The organism is Enterococcus sp. DIV2402 (assembly GCF_017426705.2).
In the GTDB taxonomy this organism is placed as follows: Bacteria; Bacillota; Bacilli; order Lactobacillales; family Enterococcaceae; genus Enterococcus_F; species Enterococcus_F lowellii.
In genome coordinates this window covers 1,960,886-1,974,283 of record NZ_CP147251.1, presented here as the reverse complement: position 1 = coordinate 1,974,283, position 13,398 = coordinate 1,960,886, and the positions used below count along the sequence as shown (strand labels likewise).

Sequence of the window (13,398 nt, the reverse complement as noted above, 5' to 3'; positions counted from 1 at the left end):
TTTATTTTGCGCCTCCTTGAATTAACGATTGAACATCATCAAAAAAGGCTGGATAAGAGATAGCCACCGCTTCTGGGCGTTCTAATTCAACATCCCCTTCGCTAATTAATGCAGCAACCTGCAACATCATACCAATACGGTGATCGCCTAGACTAGAAACGGTTGCACCATGCAATGGTGTTGGACCGTTAATGATTAGACCGTCTTCTGTTGCTGTAATATCAGCGCCCATTTTGCGTAATTGGTCAGCTGTTGCATCGATACGATTGGTTTCTTTAACTTTTAGCTCTTCAGCGTCTTTAATTACCGTTGTTCCTTGCGCCTGAGTTGCTAATAACGCAATTACTGGTAGTTCATCAATTAAACGAGGGATTAAATCTCCTTCAATCGTTGTGGCTTTTAAATGAGAGGTACGAATCACCATATCTGCTGCTTGATTTTTTGTATCTTCATTTAATATTTCTAAATCAGCTCCCATATCCGTTAAAACATCCACAATTCCTGTACGTGTGGGATTAATCCCTACGTTTGTTAAGGTAATTTCGCTATTTGGTGTGATTGCACCCGCAACTAAGAAAAATGCTGCAGAAGAAATATCTCCAGGAACTGTTACAGCTTGACCGGTTAATGTTTGTGGACCTGTGATTGAAATTTCTTTGCCAGAAACATTAATTTCGCCACCAAATTGACGAATCATTTCTTCTGTGTGGTTGCGTGATACTTCTTTTTCTAGAATAGTTGAAGTGCCATTTGCTTGCATAGCAGCAAAAATAATCGCTGATTTAACTTGCGCACTCGCCATCGGCATCACATAATTAATTGGCTGTAGCTCATCCACGCCTTCAATTGTAATTGGCGGAAATTCAGAATCATTGTCTCCGTGCATTTGAGCATTCATTTCACACAATGGCAACATCACACGGTTCATGGGACGTTTATTTAAAGAGTCATCACCAAATAACGTAGTTTTAAACCCAGAACCTGCTAAGATACCCATCATTAAACGAATCGTTGTCCCAGAATTTCCAATATCAATTGGCGAATCTGTTGGTTTTAAACCGTCAAACCCTTGCCCATCAATCGTAATTGTTTCGCCGTCGTCCGCAATTGGTACACCTAGGGCTTGAAAGGCATGAAGCGTACTCATACAGTCTTCCGCACGTAGAAAATTTTTCACGGTCGTTCTTCCACTTGCTAACGCCCCAAACATGATACTGCGATGTGAGATTGATTTATCTGCTGGAACCCGTAACGTCCCTTTTAATTGATTTGCCTGTGATAATTTCATAGTTTCCTCCTATTTCAGACGACAAGGATAGTCGGTCTTCTCTTCAATACATTGTTTACCGGCAAGTAAATCGCCTTGATTTTTAAAGGTTAACTGTAAGACACCGATAATGTCTTCTCGTGTCTCTAAAATCTTAATATTAATAACAGAAAGCTCGGCCTGTCCTAAAATACTCGTGATTTCAGCAATTACCCCTGGACGGTCTGGAACATCCACCATTAAATCATAAAAAGCCGGAATCGCCCCATTACTATGAACGGGTAAGCTATCACGTGTATCTTTCGCATTTTCAAAAAACTCAAAAATTTTCGTACGATCGCCTGCTTTTAACCAGTCAGAAATTTCTGTCATTTGTTCTTGCCAAGTGATCATTAATGAAAGCAAGGCTTCCCGATTGCTTAACAAAATATCCGTCCACATTTGTGGATCAGCAGAAGCGATTCGTGTAATATCTCGAAAACCACCTGCAGCTAATTGTTTAGCGCGTGGGTGTAATTGATTAAAAACATCGGCTTGATTGACTAATCCAGATGCAATAATATGTGGTAAATGCGATAACATACCTGTAATTTGGTCGTGTTCATCAGCAGTCAATATGACATACTTGGCACGAGCACCTTGGAACAACTCTTGTAATTCAGCTACCCGTTTGGCTACTTGTTCATCTTGTGGGACAGTAAAAATATAGTAGGCATTTTCAAAAAGATTCCCATCAGCGGCTGACACACCTGATTTATGCGAACCGGCCATTGGATGTCCACCGATAAAATCAAAGGGCAGTTGCTCTGCAAGCAGCATAATTTCCTGTTTCGTACTGCCTGCATCGGTTACAAGGACCGTTGATTTTAATGGAAGTTTGGCTAATTCTTTTAAATAAGTTAACGACGTTTTAATTGGAACAGCTAATAAAATAATATCTGCTTTAAGTGCTCCTTCTTCAAACGTAGTTGGAATTTCGTCTACGATTTTTTGATTTTTGGCAATCATACGTGTTTCTTCAAAGTAATCCCAACCAATCAATTGCACATCGGGATGTTCTTTTTTAATAGCAATAGCTAATGACGCACCGATTAAACCTAAACCAATGATTAATACATTTTGTTTCATGCCTACCTCCCCAACATCTTAGTAATTTTTCAAGTATTCACGGTATTCTTTGACAGCTTGAACCAACTCTTCAAATGAATCGCTAGAAAATTTTTCTAAAATTTCATTTGCCACAACTGTTGCAACTACACTTTCAGCAACTACACTAGCTGCTGGCACAGCAGTACTATCCGAGCGTTCTACACTAGCTTTATACGGTTGTTTTGTATCCATATCTACACTTTGTAATGGTTTGTATAATGTCGGGATTGGTTTCATTACCCCACGGACAACAATCGGCTCACCATTTGTCATTCCACCTTCAAAACCACCTAAATTATTACTGCGACGTGTGTAGCCATCTTCTTCGTTCCATAAAATTTCATCCATCACTTTTGAACCAGGTAAGACACCAGCTTCAAACCCAACACCGAATTCAGCACCTTTAAAGGCGTTAATGCTGACTACTGCTTGTGCAATTTTGGCATCTAATTTTTTATCCCATTGTACGTAACTTCCAAGTCCTGCTGGTACACCACCAACTAAAACTTCAACAACACCACCGATAGTATCACCATTACGTTTGGTTTGATCAATCAATTGACGAATGTCGCTTTCGACTGTTGGATCCACAACACGAACATCCGAAGCTTCGGAAATAGCTTTTACTTCACTGACCGTAATCCCTTCTGGAATTGTTGCTTTAATGCCACCAAGCATCGTAACATGGCCAGCTACTTCGATTCCTAGTTCAGATAAGATTTTTTTCGCAACTGCACCAATAGCAACACGCATCGTTGTTTCACGAGCAGAAGAGCGCTCCAAAACATTACGTAAATCATCATGATGATATTTCATACCACCTACTAAATCTGCATGTCCTGGTCTTGGACGAGCAACACGACGTAATTTTTTTTGTTTTTCTTCCACTTCTTCAATACTCATGACTTTGGTCCAGTTTTTCCAGTCTTTGTTTTCAACAACCATTGTCACTGGTGAGCCAAGTGTTTTGCCGTGACGAACACCAGAAGTGATACGTACTTGGTCTGTTTCGATTAACATGCGGCCTCCACGACCATAACCGGCTTGACGACGTGCTAATTCATGATTAATATCTTCTGCGGACAAAGGCATTCCTGCTGGTAGTCCTTCAATAATTGCTGTTAGTTCTGGTCCATGTGATTCTCCTGCTGTAATATAACGCATATAAGTTCCCCCTATTGTAAGTAATCTTTCATCGTTTCAATTGGAATTGACACAATTTTTGCTTGGCCAATTTTTTCAAGTAAAATAATCTTTAATTGCGAGCCTCGTGCTTTTTTATCATGCGTAATCGCTTGATAAACAGCTTGTGAGTCGATTTCTAGCTGTGTTGGCAAATGGAATTTCTCAATCATTTGAATTAATTGTTCTGTGGTACCTGGAAGCATTTCACCAATTGCTTCGGCGTGTTTTGAAATCATTACCATTCCGACAGCAACACCTTCCCCATGGCTGACAACACCATAACCTGCAGTATTTTCGATTCCATGACCGATTGTATGACCAAAATTCAAGGTCAAACGGCTACCATTATCAAATTCGTCTTCTTCAACGACTGTGCGCTTCACCTTTAATGAAGGAATAATCACTTCTTCTGCACGTTCAAGTAATTCAAACTCATCTTTCATCGAAGCTAATAAATCCCAAAGATTTTCATCTGCAATTGCAGCAGATTTAATAATTTCAGCAATACCTTCACGCAGGCGGCGGTCATCTAGGGTATTTAATACTTCTGGATCAATTAACACGCCATCGGGTTGGGAAAAAGTTCCCACCAAATTTTTTGCATTTTTCGTATTGACGGCTGTTTTGCCTCCAATACTTGAATCGACCTGTGAGACTAAAGTAGTTGGAATTTGCAAGAAATGTAAGCCACGCATGTATGTGGAAGCAACAAAACCGACTAAATCACCGATAACGCCGCCACCTAATGCGATGATACCATCGCTACGTGTGAACCCATCTTCTGCTAATAAATCATATAAGTTTGCTGCTTGTTCTAATGACTTACTTTGCTCACCGGCTGGTACAACAAAGAGGCTTACTTGAAAATCACAGGCTTCAAGTGACTCTGTTACCATTTTACCGTAAAGTGGGGCAACATTGCTATCAGTAATCACTGCGATTCGCTGTGGTTTCCATAAAGTTTGTACCCATTGTCCACATTTTTTTAGCAAATGACGTTCAATTTGAATATCATATTGATGATTGGTTAAATTTACCCTTAGCATTTCTTGACACATCCCTTAAGTTAATTATTTTTACATTTCACGAATTTGTTTCATCGCATTGAAAATAACATCGACTTCTTTCATCATTTTCAAGTAGTTTTTCTCGTTTAATGATTGTGGACCATCTGACCAAGCATTCGCTGGATCTGGATGGATTTCAACAATCATTCCATCTGCTCCTGCAGCAACGCCGGCACGTGCCATTGGTGGAACTAAATCCCAGACACCTGTACCATGGCTTGGGTCAACAATAACTGGAAAATGGCTTAATTTTTTCATGATTGGAACAGCACTTAAGTCAAACGTATTGCGGGTAGCTGTTTCGTACGTACGAATTCCACGTTCAATGAAAATAACTGGGCTTTTTTCTGAAATAGCAATGTATTCTGCTGCATTTAACCATTCATCAATGGTTCCAGAAATTCCACGTTTCAAGCCAATTGGTTTTCCTGTTTGGCCAACAGCCGCTAATAATTTGAAGTTTTGCATGTTACGCGCACCAATTTGGATAATGTCACTGTATTTTGCAACAACATCAATATGTGCTTCATCCATCACTTCAGTAATGACTTTCATATCGTATTCATCGGCAGCTTGGCGAATGTATTTTAAGCCTTCTTCTTCTAAACCTTGGAAAGCGTATGGAGATGTACGTGGTTTGTAAGCTCCGCCACGTAAAATTTTTGCACCACCAGCTTTGGCCATACGAGCTGTTTCACGGATTTGGTCTAAACCTTCGATGGAACATGGACCAGCCATTGTTACAAAGCTACCATCCCCAATTTTTACTCCATCCACATCAACAACTGTATCTTGTGGGTGGAATTCACGAGAAGTTAATTTGTACGTATTACTGATACGTACTGTTTTATCGACACCTTGGTAGCTACGGAAAGCGACATCTTGAATGTTGCGTGTATCTCCGATTAAACCTAATACAACTTGTTCACTCCCTTGGTTAATTTGGACATCTAAGCCACTATCTTTAATACGCTTAATAACGACATCTACTTGCTCTTGTGTTGCACCTGGTTTCATAATTACGATCATTTGTTTATCCTTCTTTCATTTGTCTTTTTAATGTTAACTATTTTCAATAATTGGTTTAATTTGTTCCACAGGCATTTTTTTGCCTGTCCAACATTCAAATGCAGCGGCACCTTGGTACACAAGCATTCCTAAACCGTTAATGGTTTTAGCACCCGCTGTTTTGGCTTGTTTTAATAAATACGTTTCGCGTGGATTGTAAATAGCATCATAGACGGTTAAGTCTTTACGCAGCAACGATGTGTCGCTAATTGGCGATGTATCGTCTGACATTCCAACACTTGTCGCATTTACTAATAAACTTGATTGTGCTAAAGCAGTTGCTAATTTATTTTGATCACTTAGTTCTGTTAGCGTAATCACACAATTGGTTTTTGCAGTAATTTCTTTGATTTTTTCTTGCATCCGTTCATAGCGTGGGCTTTTACGACTAAAAATATGGATGGTTTTCATCCCGTCAAGAGCCGCTTGGCAAATCATTGCGGTTGCTGCTCCCCCTGCGCCGAGTAACGTCATGGTTTCATTTTTGATGAGTACCTGATTTTCTCGTAAGCTTTCACAAAAACCAATACCATCCGTATTATGCCCAATTAATTTACCTTCACGATGAATAATGGTATTGATCGCCCCAATTAGCTCGGCAGCTTCTGTTAATTCATCCATATGAGAAACGGCGGCAATTTTGTGAGGCATTGAGACGTTTGCTCCTAACATATCAAAGGTTCGAATCGCTTGTATGCCGTGTTCCAATTCGTCTTTTGATACATCGAAAGCAAGATAAACTGCATCGGTATTTGTTTCTTTAAAAGCTAAATTATGCATTTTGGGAGAAATACTGTGTTTAGCTGGACTAGCTAAAAAACCAACTAAACGAGTATAGCCACTAATTGCTGTTTTTTCCACTTGCTTCCTCCTTACAATAAAAATGTCCACTAGTAGGCTGAAAAATCTACTAGTGGACATTTTAATACTCAAAAAAAGTATGAAAATTTATACTTAGCCACCATAGATTTTCCCTGATCTACGTGGCTTAAAATCAATACGAATCGCTCTAGCCATCATAGATACAAACTGTCTGTTTGTACCCATGGTTTCATGAATACAAACCTATCTAAAATAGCTAAAGTAGTAATTATTCAGTTTTGGTTGTCGTGTATTTTTCATAAAAAATCGCTCCAAACTGATGTAAGATTGAGTTTAGTATATGGTTTTAATTAGAATCTGTCAACAGTAAAATTAAAAATTGTCTAATTTTTGTCCTGTTACACAATTTCTTCGAAGAATTGCAACAAGTCCGGTAAGGTTAATTTAGCTTTTTCTTCTGCATTTAAGTCTTTAACAATTTCACCTTTTTGCAAGACAATCATTCGATTCCCATATTTCAATGCATCTTCCATGCGATGAGTAATCATTAAACAAGTTAACTGTTGCTCTTCGACACGGCGAGCAGTAATTTCCATTAATTGTTTAGACGTCTTAGGATCCAATGCTGCAGTATGTTCATCCAGTAAAAGTAATTCGGGGGTTTGAATAGTTGCCATCAATAAACTTAACGCTTGTCGTTGTCCCCCTGAAAGATTACCAGCAGGTGTTTCCAAATGATTTTCTAGTCCATTTCCGATTTCAGCACATAAAGAATAGAACAACTCACGATTTTGTTTAAGTTGACGTAATTTTAAGCCTCGTTTTTGCCCACGATTTTTTGCTAACAATAAGTTTTCTGCCACACTCATCCGTGGTGCGGTTCCCATCTTTGGGTCTTGGAAAACACGTGAAATGTACTGGGCACGACGTTCTTCTGAAAAATTCGTCACCTCTTGATCATGAATAAATAGTTGTCCTTTAGTTAATGGGATTGTGCCAGAGATGCTATTAAACAACGTGCTTTTTCCTGCTCCATTTCCACCTAAAACTGTGATAAACTCGCCTTGATTAATCGAGAGGTTCACATTGTTTAGCAGAATTTTTTGTTCGCTAGGACCATTATTAACAATTTTTGTTCCATTTTTTAATTCTAAAATAGCCATTATTTTTCCTCTCTTTCAAAATCAGTTTTAAGATGTAACGCTTGTTTAAATTGTGGAATTAATAGACACATCGTTAACACGATTGCTGAGAAAATTTTCAAGTAAGTCGTATCAAACCCTAAACGAATAACTAACAAGATGAGCAATTGATAGATAATACTTCCGACTACAATGGCTATTAAACGTTCTGTAAAAGTTAATTCACCATATAAAACTTCTCCGATAATAATTGATGCCAGACCGATAACGATAACCCCAGTTCCTTTACTTACATCGGCATAACCGTCATTTTGAGCAATCAATGCCCCAGCTAAAGCGATGACGCCATTGGATAAGACTAAACCAATAATTTTCATACGATCCGTTTTAATCCCCATAGAACGGGCCATGTATTCGTTATCTCCAGTTGCGATATATGCTTGTCCAAAATCTGTATTAAAGAAATATACCAGACAAGCAATTAATAAGAAAATGACAATGAGACCAACAAAAACCGTGTCGTAATGATTTGGTAGATTTAATTTTGTAAAAAAGTCTAAAATTCGTGGTTGATTTAATAGTGATAAGTTAGGGGTCTGCATGACAAACAACATCACCGAATTCAAAGCAGACATGACCAGAATCCCTGATAAAATGACTGGTATTTTTCCTTTAGTATATAACAAACCAGTCACCAACCCTGCACACATGCCAGCTAAAACACCTAGAAAAGTTGCAATAATTGGCGGAATACCTTGAACAATGGCTGCCACACATACTGCTCCTCCTAAAGGAAATGATCCTTCCGTTGTCATATCTGGAAAATTTAAAATTCGATAGGTCATAAAAATTCCTAAACCTAAAACACCCCATAATAACCCTTGTCCAATAGAAGAAATAATCATTCTTCGTCACCTCCAACAAATTTTGCTTGTTCTCTTAATTCTTTGGGAATGTTAATTCCTAAAAATTCAGCTTGTTTTTCATTTAAAATGACATCCCCTTGTTTAAATGTGTAGATTGGTGTAGTGGCCGGATCTGCTCCTTCTAAAATCGAAACCACCATTTCTCCAGTTTTTCTACCTAAAGTATATTGGTCAATTCCAATAGTTCCTAATCCGCCTTGTTCAACCATCGTATCAACTGACGTAATAATCGGTACTTTTTTCTTGTTAGCTTCACCGACAACTGTTGGCATCGCATTGGCAATAGTGTTATCGAGTGGAATATAGATGAAATCAACGGCATTGCTCATTACTTGCACGGTTTGTGTAATTTCATTTGTGGATGGAATTGGATACGTTTTGACTTCTAGCCCTAATTCTTTAGCTGCTTGAGCGGCTTCTTCCACTTGATATTTAGAATTGTCTTCGGTTGAGGAATACAGCATACCCACCGTCTTAGCATCGGGCATCAATTCTTTTCCTAAACGAATTTGTTCATCTGCGGGTGCTTTGTCTGAAACACCAGTGATATTGCCACCTGGGCGTTCGATATTTGCAACAAGGTTAGCACCGACTGGGTCAGTAACTGCCCCTAAAACAATTGGGATATCTTGTGTGGCATTTGCTAATGCTTGAGCAGCTGGTGTGGCAATACCTACAATAACATCTGACTTCTTATTGACAAGTTGTTCACTCATCGTCGCTAACTTGCTTTGATCGGCTTGACCATTTTGATATTCTATCGTTAGATTTTCACCTTCGATATAACCCGCCTCTTTTAAAGAATCCTCGATGCCATCACGAATAGCATCAAGTGCGGGATGACTAACAAATTGCAAAATTCCGACAATTTTGTTTTCCGAGTTGTCTGCTCCTTTTGGTTTTTCTGCACTTGCTTTTCCATATTGGAAAGCAAATGTGCCAATTAAAACGACAAAAATGACAATTAATGTTGCAATTAACCCTTTATTTTTCATTTTTTCTCCCCATTTCTATTTTGTTATACATTTTTAAAAGTAAAAAAAGCAATTGCGCGTGGCAATTGCTTCAACAAAAAAGCCACACAGATTTATTCCTCTATGCGGCGATATTTACAAGTTCATTTACCGACATAGATACACACTTTAGAATGTTCTCTAAAAAGTTGTATCTATGGATTAAAGCATCCACTAATACAACTATCTACGCCAGTTTTGCCATGTTTTTGGTTGATACGCGTAAAATAGTTTCATGAATACTTCCTCCTTTAGTAATGTTGAAATTAGAATACCGTAATCTTTAGTATCCGTCAACTAGTAAATTAGCTTTTTATTTTAATTGTCTTCTTTTTCTGCAGCTTGAATATTAAACATTGGCAAACGATTTAATTCAGGAACCAAGTCTTGTTCAGCATCTTCTAGCGAATCCAGCGTAAAACGATTTTTTTCAACACCATTTTGAAAGAAAATAAACGTAACTTTGTCTGGCTCTACATTGTATTGCTGTTTCAATACGTCTGCATCATAAACAATAGGATAATAATAAAATTTCCGATTCAATTCATCGCTTTTTTCACTCAACAAAGCCATCACGTCATCGTATTGTTCGCCATTAGGTTTGGTAAACATGACTGAAATAGCTGCTTTATTCTTAATTTCTCGATCGCCTTGCTCATAAGAAAAAGGAATAATTTGTTCTGTTGGTAATTCATTAATAATCAGTTGATCGATTTGCGCTTTCCGAATCATAGGACTTGCTGTCAGCATGGCTAAGGTTAATGCGCCCATTAAAACTGCCGTAATCACTATTCGGATAAGAGTTTTCTTACGATTGGCATTGACTGCATAGCCAAATTCTATCCATGATTCTTGCAGTTGGAACAAGATCGTTTCTGCTATCATTTTAATCGTTTTCAATGGATACACCCGCTTTAGTAAATTATCTTTTAACTATACTAAAATACTAGCAATTAAACAACACAATCGTCAAGTAAGTTCCTAAATCACTTGTTTTTTTCTAATATTTTTTGAATTTTCCTCACGCTATCTTCCTCTTTGTTTTCTGAAGTATTTTAGCTATAATGGAGAAAGACTATTTAAGAAATGAGGGATAAACGATGTCTTTTGATGGTGTATTTACCCATTTAATGGTAAAAGAGTTATCCGAAGAACTGATTCATGGAAGAATCAATAAAATTCAACAACCCTATGAGAATGAAATCGTCTTAATCATTCGTTCAAAAGGAAAAAATCATAAATTGTTATTATCAGCTCATCCAAATTATGCACGTGTTCAATTAACTTCGATGAACTACTTAAATCCAGACACTCCACCTAATTTTGTTATGATGCTTCGTAAATATTTAGACGGTGCTATTTTAGAACAAATTGAACAGTTGGATAATGATCGTGTATTACATTTTAATTTTAAAAAACGAGATGAATTAGGTGATTTGCAGCAAATTGTTTTAGTTGTGGAGCTAATGGGACGCCATAGCACAGTCTTACTCTTAAATAAAGAGACTGGTAAAATTTTAGATGCGATTAAGCATATCGGTAGTGCACATAACACCTATCGTTCATTGCTGCCTGGTGCGGAATATATCGCTCCTCCTAAGCAAGATACCTTAAATCCATTTACAGCCAGCGATACGCAAATTTTTGAAAAGCTATCTACACTTCCTGAACTAAATGGCAAAGCTTTACAGCAACGGTTCCAAGGATTAGGAAAAGATACTGCTGACGAATTAGCCGCTCGTTTAAACGAAAAACCTAATGAAAAACTTCCAGTATGGCAAGCATTTTTTAACGAGTTGCAAGCGCCAGTACCAACCTATATTCAAACCGAACAAAAAGAATTCTTCACACCGATTCTTTATCCTTCTTTACATGGTATTGAACTGACAACGTATCCTTCTTTAAGCACACTCTTAGATGCTTTTTACCATGAAAAAGCTGAGCGTGATCGAGTCAAACAACAAGGCAGTGAGCTGTTAAAAAAAGTTGAAAATGAATACAAACGAAACCAATTAAAATTAAAAAAACGACAACAAACACTTGCCGATTCAGAAAATGCTGAAGAATTTCGTCAAAAAGGCGAACTGCTAACCACATTTATGACGCAAGTTCCTAGAGGTGCTACTGCTGTTCAATTAGAAAACTATTATGACGAGAACCGTTTAATAGAAATTGCACTTGATCCAGCATTAACACCCAATCAAAATGCCCAAAAATATTTTCAACGTTACCAAAAATTACGTAATGCTGTAAAATTAATCGGAGAACAAATCCGTGAGACCAAAGAAGAATTAACTTATTTAGAATCGATTTTATCGCAACTGGAATTAGCAGGACCTATGGATATTCATGTGATTCGTGAAGAGTTAGTTGAGCAAGGCTATTTAAAAAATCGCAATCTGAAAACAAGGAAAAAAGAGAAAAAATCACAACCTGAACACTTTCTATCTTCGGATGGTACAGAAATTCTAGTTGGGAAAAATAATTTACAAAATGACCAATTAACTTTACGTACTGCGCGTAAAACCGATTATTGGTTACATGCAAAAGATATTCCTGGATCACATGTCATTATTCGTAGCAATGAACCATCCGAAACAACAATTTTAGAAGCTGCCGAAATCGCAGCTTATTACTCAAAATATCGTTATTCAGCACAAGTTCCCGTTGATTTCGTTCAAGTGAAACATATTCGTAAACCAAATGGTGCCAAACCTGGTTATGTGATTTATGAAAATCAAACGACTTATTATGTCACTCCATATGAAGAAAATGTACTAAAATTGAAAAAATAGCTATTACCTCTTATTACGATGTGTAATGAGAGGTTTTTTTACGTATTTAGAATCTGAAGGATGTTTGTTGATGTTGTTGCTGGGTGGGTTTTATTGAAGTGCAATTTTTGCTAAATTTGGTGAGGGTGGATTGATTTTGATAGGATTATTTTAAATGCAATAATAGTTCGAATAGGCGATTTGTATGTATTAATTCTCTTTATTTCTATATCGCGTATGCGATAATAGTTTCTTTCCTTCTAAAAAAAAGAAACAGCCAACTTAATGACTGTTTCTTCTCTTTATTTACTGTAGTAAATCGGACGATCTTTTTTATTTTGTAGCGGACGATTATTGTTTTCTAACACTTCTTCACGAAACTCTTCAATAAACAAGCGGCTCATCTCTCCGATTGTATCAAAGACAAACCAATTCACAGGTCCTTTGGTTGGAGGCGTTGTTAACGAGCCTACATAATGGAAATGACTGTGTTTTTCTGGTAAGAAAATTGATGGATCGAACCATTGGATATGATGATCAAAATCCCAGATACTATCATCTTGATCGTTACAAATCCAATTTAATTTGTCTGTTAAATTAAACAAGACTCCTACTACTAAGTTTTCTTGGTTTGCATTTGTATGCACTAAATGAAATTCTAATTCTGTTTGTGTGTCATCAATGACATGTTCGCTAGGCATATGGAAATGAATATCTGTCAAATGATATTCGACGCCTTTGAAAACAACATAACTTTCTGTGTTGTAGGGTACAAAATGGATAGTGTTTTTGAATTCTTTTTCGGTAAATTTTTCTTTTTTATAGTGGAAAGAAAGAATTTCATCGCCAATGTCTTGTGTTTCATCATGAATCAGATGAATTGGTGATTGATAAGGATATTTCGCTCCTTCAGCGTACCAATCACATAAGGTGTGCCAATGTTCTGGACCATTAGCTCCAGAGTAGCTCCATTCCACGTCCATAT

At 37.4% G+C, this 13,398-nt stretch carries 12 protein-coding genes; 1 reads left to right on the top strand and 11 read right to left on the bottom strand.

The window, feature by feature from the left end; translation table 11 throughout:
* Position 1: 1 nt before the first annotated feature.
* The 10 genes from aroA to DOK78_RS09485 all read right to left on the bottom strand — a co-directional run bounded on the left by aroA (position 2) and on the right by DOK78_RS09485 (position 10,548).
* Entirely contained in the window at positions 2-1,288 is a 1,287-nt protein-coding gene (gene aroA / locus DOK78_RS09530) for a 3-phosphoshikimate 1-carboxyvinyltransferase (RefSeq protein WP_207940580.1), read from the bottom strand.
* A 9-nt stretch (positions 1,289-1,297) separates the two neighbouring features.
* Positions 1,298-2,395 carry a prephenate dehydrogenase gene (locus tag DOK78_RS09525; RefSeq protein WP_207940581.1) on the bottom strand — a complete coding sequence of 366 codons (1,098 nt, stop codon included), beginning with the start codon at positions 2,393-2,395 and terminating at the stop codon, positions 1,298-1,300.
* Between the two features lie 18 nt (positions 2,396-2,413).
* Positions 2,414-3,580: a chorismate synthase gene (aroC, locus tag DOK78_RS09520; protein ID WP_207940582.1), complete on the bottom strand. Its 1,167-nt coding sequence runs from the start codon at positions 3,578-3,580 to the stop codon at positions 2,414-2,416.
* Positions 3,581-3,591: 11 nt separating this feature from the next.
* Entirely contained in the window at positions 3,592-4,647 is a 1,056-nt protein-coding gene (gene aroB, locus DOK78_RS09515; RefSeq protein ID WP_207940583.1) for a 3-dehydroquinate synthase, read from the bottom strand.
* Between the two features lie 30 nt (positions 4,648-4,677).
* Entirely contained in the window at positions 4,678-5,697 is a 1,020-nt protein-coding gene (gene aroF, locus DOK78_RS09510; protein ID WP_207940584.1) for a 3-deoxy-7-phosphoheptulonate synthase, read from the bottom strand.
* Between the two features lie 33 nt (positions 5,698-5,730).
* The gene (aroE, locus tag DOK78_RS09505) at positions 5,731-6,597 is read right to left on the bottom strand and encodes a shikimate dehydrogenase (protein WP_207940585.1); all 867 of its coding nucleotides are present in this window, start codon (positions 6,595-6,597) and stop codon (positions 5,731-5,733) included.
* Between the two features lie 359 nt (positions 6,598-6,956).
* Complete coding sequence (locus DOK78_RS09500; protein ID WP_207940586.1) at positions 6,957-7,721, bottom strand: ABC transporter ATP-binding protein; 765 nt, start codon at positions 7,719-7,721, stop codon at positions 6,957-6,959.
* The gene (locus tag DOK78_RS09495; protein ID WP_207940587.1) at positions 7,721-8,605 is read right to left on the bottom strand and encodes an ABC transporter permease; all 885 of its coding nucleotides are present in this window, start codon (positions 8,603-8,605) and stop codon (positions 7,721-7,723) included. Before DOK78_RS09495 ends, DOK78_RS09500 begins: the two co-directional genes overlap by 1 nt.
* The gene (gene trpX / locus DOK78_RS09490; RefSeq protein WP_207940588.1) at positions 8,602-9,621 is read right to left on the bottom strand and encodes a tryptophan ABC transporter substrate-binding protein; all 1,020 of its coding nucleotides are present in this window, start codon (positions 9,619-9,621) and stop codon (positions 8,602-8,604) included. The genes DOK78_RS09495 and trpX overlap by 4 nt, the downstream gene beginning before the upstream one ends.
* 336 nt (positions 9,622-9,957) lie before the next feature.
* Positions 9,958-10,548, bottom strand: a complete 591-nt coding sequence (locus tag DOK78_RS09485; protein WP_339076096.1) for a hypothetical protein — start codon at positions 10,546-10,548, stop codon at positions 9,958-9,960.
* 191 nt (positions 10,549-10,739) lie between these two features.
* Between DOK78_RS09485 and efbA the strand changes: the two genes are divergently transcribed.
* On the top strand, positions 10,740-12,434 hold the full coding sequence (gene efbA / locus DOK78_RS09480) for a fibronectin-binding protein EfbA (protein WP_207940590.1): 1,695 nt from the start codon (positions 10,740-10,742) through the stop codon (positions 12,432-12,434).
* Between the two features lie 281 nt (positions 12,435-12,715).
* Here efbA and DOK78_RS09475 read toward each other — a convergent pair whose 3' ends face one another.
* Positions 12,716-13,396, bottom strand: coding sequence for a carbonic anhydrase family protein (locus DOK78_RS09475; RefSeq protein WP_207940656.1), 681 nt, complete (start codon positions 13,394-13,396; stop codon positions 12,716-12,718).
* Positions 13,397-13,398 lie beyond the last annotated feature (2 nt).

Bases quoted from the DNA above. Each gene is read 5' to 3' on its own strand.
- DOK78_RS09500 (WP_207940586.1), bottom strand. From the start codon at position 7,721: ATGGCTATTTTAGAATTAAAAAATGGAACAAAAATTGTTAATAATGGT.
- aroC (WP_207940582.1), bottom strand. From the start codon at position 3,580: ATGCGTTATATTACAGCAGGAGAATCACATGGACCAGAACTAACAGCA.
- aroF (WP_207940584.1), bottom strand. From the start codon at position 5,697: ATGATCGTAATTATGAAACCAGGTGCAACACAAGAGCAAGTAGATGTC.
- DOK78_RS09525 (WP_207940581.1), bottom strand. From the start codon at position 2,395: ATGAAACAAAATGTATTAATCATTGGTTTAGGTTTAATCGGTGCGTCA.
- DOK78_RS09495 (WP_207940587.1), bottom strand. From the start codon at position 8,605: ATGATTATTTCTTCTATTGGACAAGGGTTATTATGGGGTGTTTTAGGT.
- efbA (WP_207940590.1), top strand. From the start codon at position 10,740: ATGTCTTTTGATGGTGTATTTACCCATTTAATGGTAAAAGAGTTATCC.
- DOK78_RS09475 (WP_207940656.1), bottom strand. From the start codon at position 13,396: ATGGACGTGGAATGGAGCTACTCTGGAGCTAATGGTCCAGAACATTGG.
- aroA (WP_207940580.1), bottom strand. From the start codon at position 1,288: ATGAAATTATCACAGGCAAATCAATTAAAAGGGACGTTACGGGTTCCA.
- trpX (WP_207940588.1), bottom strand. From the start codon at position 9,621: ATGAAAAATAAAGGGTTAATTGCAACATTAATTGTCATTTTTGTCGTT.
- aroB (WP_207940583.1), bottom strand. From the start codon at position 4,647: ATGCTAAGGGTAAATTTAACCAATCATCAATATGATATTCAAATTGAA.